At 70.2% G+C, this 16,200-nt stretch carries 16 protein-coding genes; 15 read left to right on the top strand and 1 reads right to left on the bottom strand.

Going from position 1 to position 16,200, the window contains the following annotated elements; translation table 11 throughout:
• The first annotated feature begins 107 nt into the window (after positions 1-107).
• From ACFY1T_RS11850 to nusB, 3 genes are read left to right on the top strand one after another with little or no spacing between them, the layout of a single operon-like run.
• Positions 108-1,217 (top strand): aminopeptidase P family protein, encoded by a 1,110-nt coding sequence (locus tag ACFY1T_RS11850; protein ID WP_030859981.1) that lies wholly within the window; start codon positions 108-110, stop codon positions 1,215-1,217.
• Between the two features lie 59 nt (positions 1,218-1,276).
• Entirely contained in the window at positions 1,277-1,843 is a 567-nt protein-coding gene (gene efp, locus ACFY1T_RS11845) for an elongation factor P (RefSeq protein WP_030859979.1), read from the top strand.
• 2 nt (positions 1,844-1,845) lie between these two features.
• The gene (gene nusB / locus ACFY1T_RS11840) at positions 1,846-2,277 is read left to right on the top strand and encodes a transcription antitermination factor NusB (RefSeq protein ID WP_030157452.1); all 432 of its coding nucleotides are present in this window, start codon (positions 1,846-1,848) and stop codon (positions 2,275-2,277) included.
• Between the two features lie 161 nt (positions 2,278-2,438).
• Here the strand turns inward: nusB and bldD are convergent, their stop codons facing one another.
• On the bottom strand, positions 2,439-2,939 hold the full coding sequence (gene bldD / locus ACFY1T_RS11835; protein ID WP_007263032.1) for a transcriptional regulator BldD: 501 nt from the start codon (positions 2,937-2,939) through the stop codon (positions 2,439-2,441).
• A gap of 264 nt (positions 2,940-3,203) precedes the next feature.
• On the opposite strand from bldD, the gene pyrR reads away from it, so the two are divergent.
• From pyrR to coaBC, 12 genes are all read left to right on the top strand, one after another.
• A complete protein-coding gene (gene pyrR / locus ACFY1T_RS11830; protein ID WP_030859977.1) occupies positions 3,204-3,800 on the top strand; it encodes a bifunctional pyr operon transcriptional regulator/uracil phosphoribosyltransferase PyrR in 597 nt (198 codons plus the stop codon).
• A gap of 142 nt (positions 3,801-3,942) precedes the next feature.
• Positions 3,943-4,932, top strand: a complete 990-nt coding sequence (locus tag ACFY1T_RS11825; protein ID WP_030157459.1) for an aspartate carbamoyltransferase catalytic subunit — start codon at positions 3,943-3,945, stop codon at positions 4,930-4,932.
• 2 nt (positions 4,933-4,934) lie between these two features.
• Positions 4,935-6,221, top strand: a complete 1,287-nt coding sequence (locus tag ACFY1T_RS11820) for a dihydroorotase (RefSeq protein WP_030859975.1) — start codon at positions 4,935-4,937, stop codon at positions 6,219-6,221.
• Positions 6,218-6,799: a hypothetical protein gene (locus ACFY1T_RS11815; protein WP_390788001.1), complete on the top strand. Its 582-nt coding sequence runs from the start codon at positions 6,218-6,220 to the stop codon at positions 6,797-6,799. The genes ACFY1T_RS11820 and ACFY1T_RS11815 overlap by 4 nt, the downstream gene beginning before the upstream one ends.
• Positions 6,796-7,944, top strand: a complete 1,149-nt coding sequence (carA, locus tag ACFY1T_RS11810) for a glutamine-hydrolyzing carbamoyl-phosphate synthase small subunit (RefSeq protein ID WP_390788000.1) — start codon at positions 6,796-6,798, stop codon at positions 7,942-7,944. Before ACFY1T_RS11815 ends, carA begins: the two co-directional genes overlap by 4 nt.
• Positions 7,937-11,245 carry a carbamoyl-phosphate synthase large subunit gene (gene carB / locus ACFY1T_RS11805; RefSeq protein WP_390787999.1) on the top strand — a complete coding sequence of 1,103 codons (3,309 nt, stop codon included), beginning with the start codon at positions 7,937-7,939 and terminating at the stop codon, positions 11,243-11,245. The genes carA and carB overlap by 8 nt, the downstream gene beginning before the upstream one ends.
• 82 nt (positions 11,246-11,327) lie before the next feature.
• Positions 11,328-12,437 carry a quinone-dependent dihydroorotate dehydrogenase gene (locus ACFY1T_RS11800; protein WP_030873695.1) on the top strand — a complete coding sequence of 370 codons (1,110 nt, stop codon included), beginning with the start codon at positions 11,328-11,330 and terminating at the stop codon, positions 12,435-12,437.
• Entirely contained in the window at positions 12,434-13,267 is an 834-nt protein-coding gene (gene pyrF / locus ACFY1T_RS11795) for an orotidine-5'-phosphate decarboxylase (RefSeq protein WP_390787998.1), read from the top strand. Before ACFY1T_RS11800 ends, pyrF begins: the two co-directional genes overlap by 4 nt.
• Before the next feature lie 290 nt (positions 13,268-13,557).
• Complete coding sequence (locus ACFY1T_RS11790) at positions 13,558-13,881, top strand: integration host factor (RefSeq protein WP_008740406.1); 324 nt, start codon at positions 13,558-13,560, stop codon at positions 13,879-13,881.
• A 61-nt stretch (positions 13,882-13,942) separates the two neighbouring features.
• A complete protein-coding gene (gene gmk, locus ACFY1T_RS11785; RefSeq protein WP_030873693.1) occupies positions 13,943-14,506 on the top strand; it encodes a guanylate kinase in 564 nt (187 codons plus the stop codon).
• 63 nt (positions 14,507-14,569) lie between these two features.
• On the top strand, positions 14,570-14,842 hold the full coding sequence (gene rpoZ, locus ACFY1T_RS11780) for a DNA-directed RNA polymerase subunit omega (RefSeq protein WP_004948662.1): 273 nt from the start codon (positions 14,570-14,572) through the stop codon (positions 14,840-14,842).
• Positions 14,843-14,942: 100 nt separating this feature from the next.
• Positions 14,943-16,157, top strand: coding sequence for a bifunctional phosphopantothenoylcysteine decarboxylase/phosphopantothenate--cysteine ligase CoaBC (gene coaBC / locus ACFY1T_RS11775; protein WP_390787997.1), 1,215 nt, complete (start codon positions 14,943-14,945; stop codon positions 16,155-16,157).
• Positions 16,158-16,200: the final 43 nt, after the last annotated feature.

The raw sequence follows: 16,200 nt of genomic DNA, 5'->3' as shown, positions 1-16,200 counted from the left end.
GCCGGCCCGGCCCCGGCCGGGCCCGGGCCGGGGCCGCCGCCGGGCCCCGGCCCCGTACGGATGCGCTCACCAGGCCGGATGCGCGGGGCGCTCGTACGCTCGAAGACATGTCAGACGTGTACGCGGCCCGCCGTGGCCTGCTTCGCGACCGATGTGCCGCCGCGGGGAACGCCGCCGCACTGATCACGCGTCCGGCGAACGTCCGCTACCTCGCCGGGGCGTCCCCGCCGTCCGCAGTACTGCTCGTCGGCCCGGACGGCGAGGACATGCTCTTCACCGTCGGGCCGCCCACCGGCGAAGCCGACGAGGGCCGCCTCGACGAGCGGCTCAGGCTCTCCGTACTGGCCGGCCCCGGGAGCGACGCGGCGGTGGCGGCCGGGGACATGGCCGGCTCGCTGCGCGTCGAGTCGCTGGCCGTCGAGGAGCACCACCTCACGGTCGCCCGCCACCGCGCCCTGCGCTCCGTCGCCCCCAAGCTGCGCCTCGTGGACCTGGGGGCCGCCGTGGAGCAGCAGCGCCTGGTCAAGGACGAGGAGGAGATCGCCTGCCTGCGGATCGCCGCCGAGATCGCCGACCAGGCCCTCGGCGAGCTGCTGGAGTCGATCCTGGTGGGCCGGACCGAACGCCACCTCGCCCTGGAGCTGGAACGCCGCCTCGTCGACCACGGCGCCGACGGGCCCGCCTTCCCGACCTCCGTCGGCACCGGGCCGAACTCCGGCAGCTCCCGGCACCGGCCCTCCGACCGCCGGGTCGAGGAGGGGGACTTCCTCTCCGTCTGCCTCGGCGCGAACTACCGCGGCTACCGCTGCGAGATCGGCCGGACCTTCGTGATCGGCACCAGCCCCGCCGACTGGCAGATCGAGCTCTACGATCTTGTTTTCGCGGCTCAGCGGGCCGGCCGCGAGGCGCTCCTGCCCGGGGCCGCGTACCGCGAAGTCGACCGCGCGGCGCGCTCCGTACTGGACTCCGCGGGCCATGCCGAAGCCCTCGCTCCGTCGACCGGACACGGTGTCGGCCTCGAAATCGACGAGGACCCGCAGCTTGCACCTACGGCAATGGGTAAACTGGACGCTTGCGTGCCGGTCACCGTCGAACCGGGGGTTCACCTCCCGGGCCGGGGAGGTGTCCGGATCGATGACACGCTCGTCGTGCGCCCCGAGGCGGACGGCGGTCCCGAGCTACTCACCATTACGACCAAGGAGCTGCTCGCGCTCTAGCCCGCCGCGGCGGGCTGTGCGCGCACCCGTGGTCTTCCAGTGCAGGAGATTCCGCAACCGTGGCTTCCACGAACGACCTCAAGAACGGCATGGTGCTCAAGCTCGATGGCGGCCAGCTCTGGTCCGTCGTCGAGTTCCAGCACGTCAAGCCCGGCAAGGGCCCGGCCTTCGTGCGCACCAAGCTCAAGCACGTGCTCTCCGGCAAGGTCGTCGACAAGACGTTCAACGCCGGCACGAAGGTCGAAACGGCCACCATCGACCGCCGCGACATGCAGTTCTCGTACATGGACGGCGACTACTTCGTCTTCATGGACATGAGCACCTTCGACCAGCTGATGGTCGACAAGAAGGCCGTCGGCGACGCCGCCAACTTCCTCATCGAGGGCTTCACCGCCTCCGTGGCCCAGCACGACGGCGAGGTGCTCTACGTCGAGCTCCCGGCCGCGGTCGAGCTGACCATCGAGCACACCGACCCGGGCGTCCAGGGCGACCGCTCCACCGGCGGCACCAAGCCGGCCAAGCTGGAGACCGGTCACGAGATCCAGGTCCCGCTGTTCGTGAACACGGGCGAGAAGGTCAAGGTCGACACCCGTACCTCCGACTACCTCGGCCGGGTGAACAGCTAACCGTGGCTGCCCGCAGCAACGCGCGCAAGCGCGCCTTCCAGATCCTGTTCGAGGCCGACCAGCGCGGGGTGCCCGTGCGCGAGGTCCTCGCGGACTGGATCCGCCACGCGCGCTCGGACGACCGGCAGCCGCCCGTCAGCGCCTTCACGATGGATCTCGTCGAGGGGTACGCCGACAAGGTGAACCGCATCGACGACCTGATCGTCACCTACGCCGTGGACTGGGAGCTCGACCGCATGCCGGTCGCCGACCGGAACATCCTGCGGCTCGGTGCCTACGAGCTGATCTGGGTGGACGACACCCCGGACGCCGTGGCCATCGACGAGGCCGTCCAGCTGGCCAAGGAGTTCTCGACGGACGAGTCCCCCTCGTTCGTGAACGGGCTGCTGGCCCGCTTCAAGGACCTGAAGCCGAGCCTGCGCCGGGGCGAGTAGCCCAGGCGGTTCGGCGAGCACGGAGGGCCCGCAGCGCACGCGCGCTGCGGGCCCTCCGTGCGTTCGTGCGCGGCAGGTACGCGAAAACCGGTGTGGGCCGGGAGCCACTCCTGGCTCCCGGCCCACACCGGTAACGTTTCTGCTGGTCCTGGGCGCGGGGACTAGATGTCCTCGTGCGCCACGGCGCGACGCGCATCCGCGTCGAGCACGCCCCAGCTGATGAGCTGCTCGGTCAGGACCGAGGGGGACTGGTCGTAGATGACGGCCAGAGTGCGCAGGTCGTCCTGGCGGATCGACAGCACCTTGCCGTTGTAGTCCCCGCGCTGGCTCTGGATGGTGGCGGCGTACCGCTGGAGCGGGCCGGCCTTCTCCGCGGGCACGCCCGCGAGGCGCTCCAGGTCGAGGCGCAGCTTCGGCGGCGGCTCGGCGGCCCCGCCCGGAGTGGTGCCCGGCAGCAGCTCCTGCACCGGAACCCCGTAGAAGTCCGCCAGCTCGGCGAGGCGCTGGACGGTCACGGCGCGGTCCCCGCGCTCGTACGACCCGACCACCACGGCCTTCCACCGGCCCTGGGACTTCTCCTCGACACCATGGAGGGAGAGGCCCTGCTGGGTGCGGATGGCGCGGAGCTTGGCCCCGAGCTGTTTGGCGTATTCGCTGGACATAACGCTCCCGGACGCTGTGACGCTGTGACGACATGGACGCTGACGACATGGACCACGTGCGGCTCCGCCGCGCGGCTGGTAACTCACTGTGAGGTTACGCAGCGTTACTTGGATGCGTCAAGCCGAATGATGTCGGACGCCTTCGCACGAGGGGCGCCGGCAGGGCCCCGTGCCGGTTCCCCGCCCGGGCCCTGGTACCGTGGAGGACGTACATCAGACGTCCTTTAAGGTCCGTCCCGTGAGGCGGAGAAGGAGGTCCTTTTCATGGACGCTCAGGCTGCTCAGAACGTCGGTGCCCAGGGCACCGAGGCGATGCGCCCCGTGCTCGAGGCACAGGACATCGCGCGGGTGCTCACCCGCATCGCCCACGAGATCGTCGAACGCGCCAAGGGCGCCGACGACGTGGTGCTCCTCGGCATTCCCACCCGCGGCGTGTACCTCGCCCGCCGGCTGGCCGCCAAGCTCGAAGAGATCACCGGCACGAAGATCCCGGTCGGATCCCTCGACATCACCATGTACCGCGACGATCTGCGGATGAAGCCGGCCCGCGCGATCGGCCGCACCGAGATCCCCGGCGACGACATCGACGGACGCCTCGTCGTCCTCGTCGACGACGTGCTCTTCTCCGGCCGCACCATCAGAGCCGCCCTGGACGCGCTGGGCGACCTCGGCCGCCCCCGCGCCGTGCAGCTCGCGGTCCTCGTCGACCGCGGCCACCGCGAGCTGCCGATCCGCGCCGACTACGTCGGCAAGAACCTCCCCACGTCGCTGCGGGAGACCGTCAAGGTCCAGCTCCAGGAGGAGGACGGCCGAGACGCCGTGCTGCTCGGCCAGCGGACCGACACGGCCGCCGGGCAGTAGCCCGTACGAGTGAGGGGCCCCGAACGCGGGGGCCCGCGCGCGAGCCTGCCCGCCGGGCCGCACTCCATCCCGCCGCATCCCGGCCCCCCGGCCGCTGCGCCCTGCCCGCCGCTCTGACCTCATCGACAAACGGAGCACCCTGATGAAGCGCCACCTCATCTCGGCCGCCGATCTCACGCGCGACGACGCCGTCCTCATCCTCGACACCGCCGAGGAGATGGCACGCGTCGCGGACCGGCCGATCAAGAAGCTGCCCACCCTGCGCGGCCTCACCGTCGTGAACCTCTTCTTCGAGGACTCGACCCGCACCCGGATCTCCTTCGAGGCGGCCGCCAAGCGGCTGTCCGCCGACGTCATCAACTTCTCCGCCAAGGGCTCCTCGGTCTCCAAGGGCGAGTCCCTCAAGGACACCGCGCTGACCCTGGAGGCCATGGGCGCCGACGCGGTCGTCATCCGCCACCACGCCTCCGGCGCCCCCTACCGGCTCGCGACCTCCGGCTGGATCGACTCCGCGGTGGTCAACGCGGGCGACGGCACCCACGAGCACCCCACCCAGGCCCTGCTGGACGCCTTCACCATGCGCCGCCGCCTGGTCGGGCGCGACGCCGGCCTCGGCAAGGACCTGAACGGCCGCCGCATCACGATCGTCGGCGACGTCCTGCACAGCCGCGTCGCCCGCTCCAACGTGCAGCTGCTCCACACGCTCGGCGCCGAGGTCACGGTCGTGGCCCCGCCCACCCTGGTCCCGATCGGCGTCGAGAGCTGGCCCTGCGAGGTCTCGTACAGCCTCGACGACGTGCTGCCGAAGTCCGACGCGGTCATGATGCTGCGTGTGCAGCGCGAACGAATGAACGCCGCCTTCTTCCCGACCGAGCGCGAGTACTCCCGCCGGTACGGGCTCGACGGCGACCGCATGGCCAAGATGCCCGAGCACGCCATCGTCATGCACCCCGGCCCGATGAACCGCGGCATGGAGATCACCGCCGAGGTCGCCGACTCCGACCGCTGCACGGCCGTCGAGCAGGTCGCCAACGGCGTCTCCACCCGGATGGCCGTCCTGTACCTGCTGCTCGGCGGCTCCGAGCCGGCCGTCACCACCACCAGCACGCCCCGCATCGAGGAGAGCAAGTAAAGATGAGCAAGATCCTGATCCGTGGCGCGAAGGTACTCGGTGGCGAGGCGCAGGACGTCCTGATCGACGGCGAGACCATCGCCGAGGTCGGCACCGGACTCTCCGCCGAGGGCGCGACCGTCATCGAGGCCGAGGGCCAGGTCCTCCTCCCCGGCCTCGTCGACCTGCACACCCACCTGCGCGAGCCCGGCCGCGAGGACTCCGAGACCGTCCTGACCGGCACCCGCGCCGCCGCCTCCGGCGGCTACACCGCCGTCTTCGCCATGGCGAACACGTTCCCCGTCGCCGACACCGCCGGCGTCGTCGAGCAGGTCTGGCGCCTCGGCAAGGAGTCCGGCTACTGCGACGTGCAGCCCATCGGCGCCGTCACCGTCGGCCTGGAGGGCAAGCAGCTCTCCGAGCTGGGCGCCATGCACGACTCCGCCGCCCGCGTCACCGTCTTCTCCGACGACGGCAAGTGCGTGGACGACGCCGTGATCATGCGCCGCGCCCTGGAGTACGTGAAGGCCTTCGGCGGCGTCGTCGCCCAGCACGCCCAGGAGCCCCGCCTGACCGAGGGCGCCCAGATGAACGAGGGCGTCGTCTCCGCCGAGCTGGGCCTCGGCGGCTGGCCGGCCGTCGCCGAGGAGTCGATCATCGCCCGCGACGTCCTCCTCGCCGAGCACGTCGGGTCCCGCGTGCACATCTGCCACCTCTCCACCGCCGGCTCCGTCGAGATCGTCCGCTGGGCCAAGTCCCGCGGCATCGACGTCACCGCCGAGGTCACCCCGCACCACCTGCTCCTCACCGACGAGCTGGTCCGCTCGTACAACGCGGTCTACAAGGTCAACCCGCCGCTGCGCACCGAGCGCGACGTCATGGCCCTGCGCGAGGCGCTCGCCGACGGCACGATCGACATCGTCGCCACCGACCACGCCCCGCACCCGCACGAGGACAAGGACTGCGAGTGGGCCGCCGCCGCCATGGGCATGGTCGGCCTGGAGACCGCGCTCTCCGTCGTCCAGCAGACGATGGTGGAGACCGGACTGCTCGACTGGGCGGCCGTCGCCGAGCGCATGTCCTTCGCGCCGGCGCGGATCGGCGGCCTGGACAACCACGGCCGCCCCGTCTCGGCAGGTGAACCCGCGAACCTGACCTTGGTCGATACCTCGTACCGTGGTGTCGTGGACCCCGCACACTTCGCCTCCCGCAGCCGCAACACGCCTTACGAGGGCCGTGAGCTGCCGGGACGCGTCACTCACACCTTCCTGCGGGGCCGGGCAACGGTCGTGGACGGGAAACTGGCGTGACACCTGCAGTAATCCAACTGGCCGCAGAGGCTGCCGAGCGACGGTCGGCTGAGGTGACGGACTGGGGCGCACGCGTGTCGTGGGTGATCGGTCTGCTCGTCTTCATCGCGTTCGTGTACTGGCTGATGCGGCAGGGCTGGAAATGGCGCGGCGCCCTGCAGAGCGATCTGCCGGAGCTGCCCGCCGCCCCCGGCGGCCTCCCCGAGCACCGGCTGGCCCTGACCGGCCGGTACCACGGGTCCACCACCGCCGGGCAGTGGCTCGACCGGATCGTCGCCCACGGCCTGGGTGTGCGCAGCCGGGTCGAGCTCACGCTCACCGACGCGGGCCTCGACGTGGTCCGTCCGGGTGCAGGCGACTTCTTCGTACCGGCCGCGCAGCTGCGCGGCGCCCGCCTCGACAAGGGGATCGCGGGCAAGGTACTCACCGAGGGCGGTCTCCTCGTCGTCACGTGGGCGCACGGCGACAAGCTGATCGACTCCGGATTCCGCTCCGACCGCGCGGCCGAACACGCCGCCTGGGTCGAGGCCATCAATCTCATGAACCAATCCATCACGACGGAAGGCGCCGAACGATGACGACCTCCACCAGGGGAGCAGCCAAAGCTCCCGCCGTTCTCGTCCTGGAGGACGGTCGGATCTTCCGCGGCCGGGCCTACGGCGCCGTGGGGGAGACCTTCGGCGAGGCCGTGTTCTCCACCGGCATGACCGGTTACCAGGAGACCCTCACCGACCCGTCGTACCACCGGCAGGTCGTCGTGATGACCGCCCCGCACGTGGGCAACACCGGCGTCAACGACGAGGACCCCGAGTCCTCCCGGATCTGGGTCGCCGGGTACGTCGTGCGCGATCCCGCCCGTGTCCCGTCCAACTGGCGTTCGCAGCGTTCGCTGGACGAGGAGCTGGTCAGGCAGGGCGTCGTCGGGATCTCGGGTATCGACACCCGGGCGCTGACGCGTCACCTGCGTGAGCGCGGTGCGATGCGCGTCGGGATCTTCTCGGGGGCCGCCTGGGAGGGTGTCCGTGACGAGGCGCTGCTGGCCAAGGTGCAGGACGCCCCGCAGATGAAGGGTGCGAACCTTTCGGCGGAGGTCGCCACCAAGGAGGCGTACGTCGTCCCCGCGATCGGTGAGAAGAAGTTCACGGTGGCCGCCGTGGACCTCGGGATCAAGGGCATGACTCCGCACCGGATGGCTGAGCGCGGCATCGAGGTGCACGTGCTGCCGGCGACCGCGACCGTCGAGGACGTGTACGCGGTCAACCCCGACGGCGTGTTCTTCTCCAACGGGCCGGGCGACCCGGCCACCGCCGACGGTCCCGTCGCCGTCATGCAGGGCGTCCTCGCCCGCAAGACGCCGCTCTTCGGGATCTGCTTCGGCAACCAGATCCTGGGCCGCGCGCTGGGCTTTGGCACGTACAAGCTGAAGTACGGCCACCGCGGCATCAACCAGCCGGTGCAGGACCGCACCACGGGCAAGGTCGAGGTGACCGCGCACAACCACGGCTTCGCCGTCGACGCGCCCCTCGACAAGGTCTCGGACACCGCCTACGGCCGTGCCGAGGTCTCCCACGTCTGCCTGAACGACCAGGTCGTCGAAGGCCTCCAGCTGCTGGACCAGCCGGCCTTCTCCGTCCAGTACCACCCCGAAGCGGCAGCCGGCCCCCACGATGCCGCCTACCTCTTCGACCGCTTCGTAACCCTGATGGAGGCCGAGCGTGCCTAAGCGCACCGATATCCAGTCCGTCCTGGTCATCGGCTCCGGCCCGATCGTCATCGGCCAGGCCGCCGAGTTCGACTACTCCGGCACCCAGGCCTGCCGCATCCTCAAGGCCGAGGGCCTGCGGGTCATCCTGGTGAACTCCAACCCCGCGACGATCATGACCGACCCGGAGATCGCCGACGCCACCTACGTCGAGCCGATCACCCCCGAGTTCGTCGAGAAGATCATCGCCAAGGAGCGCCCCGACGCGCTCCTGCCGACCCTCGGCGGCCAGACCGCACTCAACACCGCGATCTCCATGCACGAGCAGGGTGTGCTGGAGAAGTACGGGGTCGAGCTCATCGGCGCCAACGTCGAGGCCATCAACAAGGGCGAGGACCGCGACCTCTTCAAGGGCGTCGTCGAGGCCGTCAAGGCCAAGATCGGCTACGGCGAGTCCGCCCGTTCGGTCATCTGCCACTCGATGGACGACGTCATCAAGGGCGTCGACACCCTCGGCGGCTACCCCGTCGTCGTGCGTCCCTCCTTCACCATGGGCGGCGCCGGCTCCGGCTTCGCGCACGACGAGGACGAGCTGCGCCGCATCGCCGGCCAGGGCCTGACGCTCTCCCCGACCACCGAGGTGCTCCTGGAGGAGTCCATCCTCGGCTGGAAGGAGTACGAGCTGGAGCTGATGCGCGACACGAAGGACAACGTGGTCGTCGTCTGCTCCATCGAGAACTTCGACCCGATGGGCGTCCACACCGGCGACTCCATCACCGTCGCCCCGGCGATGACGCTGACCGACCGCGAGTACCAGCGGCTGCGCGACATCGGCATCGCGATCATCCGCGAGGTCGGCGTCGACACCGGCGGCTGCAACATCCAGTTCGCGATCGACCCGACCGACGGCCGCGTCATCGTCATCGAGATGAACCCGCGCGTCTCGCGCTCCTCGGCGCTCGCGTCGAAGGCCACCGGCTTCCCGATCGCCAAGATCGCCGCCAAGCTGGCCATCGGCTACACCCTCGACGAGGTCCCCAACGACATCACCGAGAAGACGCCGGCCTCCTTCGAGCCGACCCTCGACTACGTCGTCGTCAAGGCCCCGCGCTTCGCCTTCGAGAAGTTCCCGCTGGCCGACGCCACCCTCACCACCACCATGAAGTCGGTGGGCGAGGCCATGGCCATCGGCCGCAACTTCACCGAGGCCCTCCAGAAGGCCCTGCGCTCCCTGGAGAAGAAGGGCTCGCAGTTCACCTTCGTCGGCCCCGTCGGCGACAAGGAAGAGCTCCTCGCCACCGCCGTCCGCCCCACGGACGGCCGGATCAACACCGTCATGCAGGCCATCCGCGCCGGCGCCACCCAGGAAGAGGTCTTCGAGTCCACGAAGATCGACCCCTGGTTCGTGGACCAGCTCTTCCTGATCAAGGAGATCGCGGACGAGCTGGCCGCCGCCGAGAAGCTCCACCCCGAGCTGCTCGCCGAGGCCAAGCGCCACGGCTTCTCCGACGCCCAGATCGCCGAGATCCGGGGCCTGCGCGAGGACGTCGTCCGCGAGGTCCGCCACGCCCTCGGCGTCCGCCCCGTCTACAAGACGGTCGACACCTGCGCCGCCGAGTTCGCCGCGAAGACCCCGTACTTCTACTCCTCCTACGACGAGGAGTCCGAGGTCGCCCCGCGTGAGAAGCCCGCGGTGATCATCCTGGGCTCCGGCCCGAACCGCATCGGCCAGGGCATCGAGTTCGACTACTCCTGCGTCCACGCCTCCTTCGCCCTGAGCGACGCCGGCTACGAGACCGTGATGGTCAACTGCAACCCGGAGACCGTCTCCACCGACTACGACACCTCCGACCGCCTGTACTTCGAGCCGCTGACGCTCGAGGACGTGCTGGAGATCGTCCACGCCGAGTCGCTGGCCGGCCCGATCGCCGGCGTCGTCGTCCAGCTCGGCGGCCAGACCCCCCTGGGCCTGGCCCAGGCCCTCAAGGACAACGGCGTCCCGGTCGTCGGCACCCCGCCGGAGGCCATCCACGCCGCCGAGGACCGCGGCGCGTTCGGCCAGGTCCTGGCCGAGGCCGGCCTGCCCGCCCCCAAGCACGGCACCGCCACCACCTTCGCGGGCGCCAAGGCCATCGCCGACGAGATCGGCTACCCCGTCCTGGTGCGCCCCTCGTACGTGCTCGGCGGCCGCGGCATGGAAATCGTCTACGACGAAGACCGGCTGTCCTCCTACATCGCGGAATCCACCGAGATCTCCCCGACCCGCCCCGTCCTGGTCGACCGCTTCCTCGACGACGCCATCGAAATCGACGTCGACGCCCTCTACGACGGCACCGAGCTCTACCTCGGCGGCGTCATGGAACACATCGAGGAAGCCGGCATCCACTCCGGCGACTCGGCCTGCGCCCTGCCCCCCATCACCCTGGGCGGCCACGACATCAAGCGCCTGCGCGCCTCCACCGAGGCCATCGCCAAGGGCGTCGGCGTCCGCGGACTGATCAACATCCAGTTCGCGATGGCGGGAGACATCCTCTACGTCCTGGAGGCCAACCCGCGCGCCTCCCGCACCGTCCCCTTCACCTCCAAGGCCACCGCGGTCCCCCTCGCCAAGGCCGCCGCCCGCATCTCGCTCGGCGCCACCATCGCCGAACTCCGCGAAGAGGGCATGCTCCCCAAGACCGGCGACGGCGGCACCCTGCCGCTCGACGCGCCGATCTCCGTCAAGGAGGCCGTCATGCCGTGGTCGCGCTTCCGCGACATCCACGGCCGCGGCGTCGACACCGTCCTCGGTCCGGAGATGCGCTCCACCGGCGAGGTCATGGGCATCGACTCCGTCTTCGGCACCGCCTACGCCAAATCACAGGCCGGCGCCTACGGGCCGCTGCCCACCAAGGGCCGCGCGTTCATCTCCGTCGCCAACCGCGACAAGCGCTCGATGATCTTCCCGGCACGCGAACTCGTCAACCACGGCTTCGAACTCATGGCCACCTCCGGCACCGCCGAAGTCCTGCGCCGCAACGGCATCAACGCCACCATCGTGCGCAAACTCAGCGAAGGCGAAGGCCCCGACGGCGAGAAGACCATCGTCCAGCTCATCCACGACGGCCAGGTCGACCTCATCGTCAACACCCCGTACGGCACCGGCGGCCGCCTCGACGGCTACGAGATCCGCACCGCGGCCGTGGCCCGCGGTGTCCCGTGCCTGACCACGGTCCAGGCGCTCGCCGCGGCCGTCCAGGGCATCGACGCGCTCAACCACGGCGACGTGGGCGTGCGCTCGCTCCAGGAGCACGCGGAGCAGCTGACCGCGGCCCGCGACTAGAAGCCGTACGAGGAGGGGGACACGGATGCGCGACGCGCATCGGTGTCCCCCTCGTCATGAGCGCACAAGGGATCTTCTCGACATGTACAAGCTCTTCTTCAACCTGGTCTTCAAGCGGATGGACCCGGAGCAGGCCCACTACCTGGCCTTCCGCTGGATCCGGCTCGCGGCCCGCACCCCGGTGCTGCGCACCTTCGCCGCGGCCGCCCTGGCCCCGCGGTACAAGGAGCTGCGCACGGAGGCCCTCGGCCTGCGGATGCACGGCCCCTTCGGCCTCGCGGCCGGCTTCGACAAGAACGCCGTCGCGATCGACGGCATGTCGATGCTCGGCTTCGACCACGTCGAGATCGGCACGGTCACCGCGCAGGCGCAGCCCGGAAACCCGAAGAAGCGGCTGTTCCGGCTCGTGCCGGACCGCGCGCTGATCAACCGCATGGGCTTCAACAACGAGGGCTCCGAGGCCGTGGCGGCCCGCCTGGCGGCCCGTACGGCGGTCTTCAGGACCGTCGTGGGCGTCAACATCGGCAAGACGAAGGTCGTCCCCGAGGAAGAGGCCGTGGGGGACTACGTCGCCTCCACCGAGCGCCTGGCCCGCCACGCCGACTACCTCGTGGTGAACGTCTCCTCGCCGAACACCCCCGGCCTGCGCAACCTCCAGGCCACCGAGTCCCTGCGTCCGCTCCTGACGGCCGTACGGGAGGCCGCGGACCGCACCGTGACCGACCGCCGGGTCCCGCTGCTCGTCAAGATCGCCCCGGACCTCGCGGACGAGGACGTGGACGCGGTCGCCGACCTGGCGCTGGAGCTCGGCCTGGACGGCATCATCGCGACCAACACCACCATCGCGCGCGAGGGGCTGGGCCTGAAGTCCTCCCCGGACCTCGTGAAGGAGACCGGAGGCCTGTCCGGTGCCCCGGTCAAGGAGCGCTCCCTGGAAGTCCTGCGACGGCTGTACGCTCGTGTGGGCGACCGGATTGTCCTGATTGGCGTGGGCGGCATCGAGAACGCCGAGGACGCCTGGCAGCGGATCCTCGCCGGCGCCACCCTGATCCAGGGCTACAGCGCCTTCATCTACGAGGGCCCGTTCTACGCCCGGGCCATCCACAAGGGCCTGGCCGCCCGCCTGGCCGTCAGCCCCTACGCGACCCTCGCCGACGCGGTCGGCGCCGAGACCCGAAAGGCAGCCCTGTGACCCCCTTCGGCACCCGCCTCCGCGAGGCGATGGACACCCGCGGCCCGCTCTGCGTCGGCATCGACCCGCACGCCTCGCTGCTGGCCTCCTGGGGCCTGGACGACAACGTCGCGGGCCTGGAGCGGTTCTCCCGCACCGTGGTGGAGGCGCTGGCCGGGCAGGTGGCCGTCTTCAAGCCGCAGGCCGCCTTCTTCGAACGCTTCGGCTCCCGCGGCGTCGCCGTACTGGAGAACACCGTCGCCGACGTCCGCGCGGCGGGCGGCCTGGTCGTCATGGACGCCAAGCGCGGCGACATCGGCTCCACCATGGCCGCGTACGCCGAGACCTTCCTGCACAAGGACTCCCCGCTGTTCTCGGACGCCCTCACGGTCTCCCCGTACCTCGGCTACGGGTCCCTGAAGCCGGCCGTGGACCTGGCGCGGGAGAACGGCGCCGGCCTGTTCGTGCTGGCCCTCACCTCGAACCCCGAGGGCGCCGAGGTGCAGCGGGCGGTGCGCGAGGACGGCCTGACCGTCGGCGCGACCATGCTGCGCCACCTGGCGGCCGAGAACGCCGGTGCCGAGCCGCTGGGCTCCTTCGGCGCGGTGGTCGGCGCCACCCTCGGCGACCTGTCCTCCTTCGACCTGGACATCAACGGCCCCCTGCTGGCCCCGGGCGTCGGCGCCCAGGGCGCCTCCGCCGCCGACCTCCCGGCGGTCTTCGGCGAGGCCGCGCGCAACGTGGTCCCGAACGTCTCCCGCGGTGTGCTCCGCCACGGTCCTTACCCGGCGGGGCTCCAGGACGCGGCGGCGCGCTTCGCGGCCGAGATCCGTGAGGCCGTGCCGGCCTAGCGGAGGTCCGCGGGCCCCGGGCGCGCTCGGGTCTCGTTCGAGCTGACGGAATTCGAACGTACTTCCTCGGACAAAACAGGGGTGTTTTGTCCGTGATGTACGGTTCAGTGGAGGCTGACCAGGACTTTTCGTCCGTTCTCGCTGACTGGAGCGGTCCGGGCCGCTAGTCTCCGATCAGAGTGACGAGCAGCGAACGAGTTCCACCGCTGTTCGGGCATTCGCCTGGTGTGGCGCCCTAGGGCTCCCCACTGGTCCGTATCCGACAGTTCGACATCCGAGGTGACGTAGGCGTGGCTCTTCCGCCCCTTACCCCTGAACAGCGCGCAGCCGCGCTCGAAAAGGCCGCCGCGGCTCGCCGGGAGCGGGCCGAGGTGAAGAATCGACTCAAGCACTCCGGCGCCTCGCTCCAAGAGGTCATCAAGACGGGCCAGGAGAACGACGTCATCGGCAAGATGAAGGTCTCCGCCCTGCTGGAGTCCCTGCCTGGCGTGGGCAAGGTCCGCGCCAAGCAGATCATGGAGCGCCTCGGCATCTCCGAGTCCCGGCGTGTCCGAGGTCTCGGTTCCAACCAGATCGCGTCTCTGGAGCGTGAGTTCGGCACTCCTGCCGGCTGACGCGTTGCCTGAAGTTCTCCCGGCGTTCTCAGGCAGTCCCGAGAACCTGGATAATCGCTCTATGGCAGCAGAGGTTCGTCCGCGGCTGACCGTGCTCTCCGGCCCCTCGGGGGTCGGCAAGAGCACGGTCGTCGCGCATATGCGCAAGGTCCACCCCGAGGTATGGCTCTCGGTGTCGGCCACCACCCGCAAGCCGCGGCCCGGTGAGCGACACGGAGTCCATTACTTCTTCGTCAACGACGACGAGTTCGACAAGCTGATCGCCAACGGCGAGCTGCTGGAGTGGGCCGAATTCGCGGGCAACCGCTACGGCACACCGCGCGGCGCGGTGGTGGAACGACTGGAGAACGGCGAACCCGTTCTCCTGGAGATCGACCTCCAGGGCGCGCGACTCGTCCGCGAGTCCATGCCCGAGGCCCAGCTCGTCTTCCTCGCACCGCCGAGCTGGGACGAGCTGGTCCGCCGGCTCACCGGCCGTGGCACCGAATCACCGGAGGTCATCCAGCGCAGACTGGAGTCCGCCAAGGTCGAGCTCGCTGCCGAGTCCGAGTTCGACACCACCCTGGTCAACACCTCCGTCGAGGACGTGGCGCGCGAGCTGCTAGCCTTGATGGAAGTTGTCTGATCGTTGATCGATGTTCATTTCGGTCAATGCTTGATCATTCACCCATTCTTCGGAAGGTAGAGCGTGTCCTCTTCCATCACCGCGCCCGAGGGCATCATCAACCCGCCGATCGACGAGCTGCTCGAGGCCACGGACTCGAAGTACAGCCTCGTGATCTACGCGGCCAAGCGTGCGCGTCAGATCAACGCGTACTACTCGCAGCTCGGTGAGGGCCTGCTCGAGTACGTCGGCCCGCTGGTGGACACCCACGTCCACGAGAAGCCGCTTTCGATCGCGCTGCGCGAGATCAACGCGGGTCTGCTGACCTCCGAGGCCATCGAGGCCCCGGCCCAGTAAGGCACCGAGAATTCCTTTCACCACAGGCCCGGCAGAACATCTGCCGGGCCTGTGGTGTGTCATAGACACGTACGACGATCAGCGAGAGAGGGCGTGTGCGGTGGGTAAGCCGAAGATCGTGCTCGGAGTCAGCGGCGGCATCGCCGCTTACAAGGCGTGCGAGCTGCTGCGCCGGCTCACCGAGTCCGGGCACGAGGTGCGGGTCGTCCCCACGGCGGCGTCCTTGAACTTCGTGGGCGAGGCCACCTGGGCCGCGCTCTCCGGCAATCCGGCCGGCACGCAGGTGTGGGAGACCGTCCACGAGGTCCCGCACGTGCGCATCGGGCAGAACGCCGACCTCGTCGTCGTCGCCCCCGCCACCGCCGACATGCTCGCCAAGGCCGCTCACGGCCTCGCCGACGACCTGCTGACCAACACGCTGCTCACCGCGCGCTGCCCGGTGGTGTTCGCTCCCGCCATGCACACCGAGATGTGGGAGCACCCCGCCACCCAGGAGAACGTGGCCACGCTGCGCCGCCGCGGCGCCGTCGTCATCGAGCCCGCCGTCGGCCGGCTCACCGGCAAGGACACCGGCAAGGGGCGGCTGCCCGACCCCGAGGAGATCTTCGAGGTGTGCCGCAGGGTCCTGGCGCGCGGGGTGGCCGGGCCCGACCTGGCCGGCCGGCACGTGGTGATCAGCGCGGGCGGCACGCGCGAGCCGCTCGACCCGGTCCGCTTCCTCGGCAACCGCTCCTCCGGCAAGCAGGGCTACGCGCTCGCCCGCACGGCCGTCGCCCGCGGGGCCCGGGTCACCCTCGTGGCGGCCAACACCGCGCTGGCCGACCCGGCCGGGGTGGACGTCGTACGGGTCGGGACGGCCGTACAGCTGCGCGAGGCGGTGCTCAAGGCGGCGGCGGACGCCGACGCCGTCGTGATGGCCGCGGCCGTGGCCGACTTCCGGCCGGCCGAGTACGTGACCGGCAAGATCAAGAAGAAGGACGGGCAGGATCCGGCCCCCGTGGCGCTCGTCCGCAACCCCGACGTCCTCGCCGAGATCTCGGCCGACCGGGCCCGGGAAGGCCAGGTCGTGGTCGGTTTCGCCGCCGAAACGGACGACGTGCTGGCGAACGGGCGGGCCAAATTGCTCCGCAAGGGGTGTGATCTTCTCGTCGTGAACGAGGTGGGTGAAGCCAAGACCTTCGGTTCCGAGGAGAACGAAGCCGTCATCCTGGCCTCCGATGGGACGGAAACCCCGGTTCCCTATGGTCCGAAGGAAGCGCTGGCCGAAGTGATTTGGGATCGGATCGCCGGACGACTCGCCCCCCGACGCGCCTGAGTGACGACCCTTCTCGTAGCGGATTCCATGAGCCAGAATGGAG

Source organism: Streptomyces sp. NPDC001194 (genome assembly GCF_042896985.1).
Classification (GTDB): Bacteria; Actinomycetota; Actinomycetes; order Streptomycetales; family Streptomycetaceae; genus Streptomyces.
The sequence above is the reverse complement of the archived record's forward strand: the minus strand, read 5'-3'. Positions and strand labels throughout refer to the sequence as shown.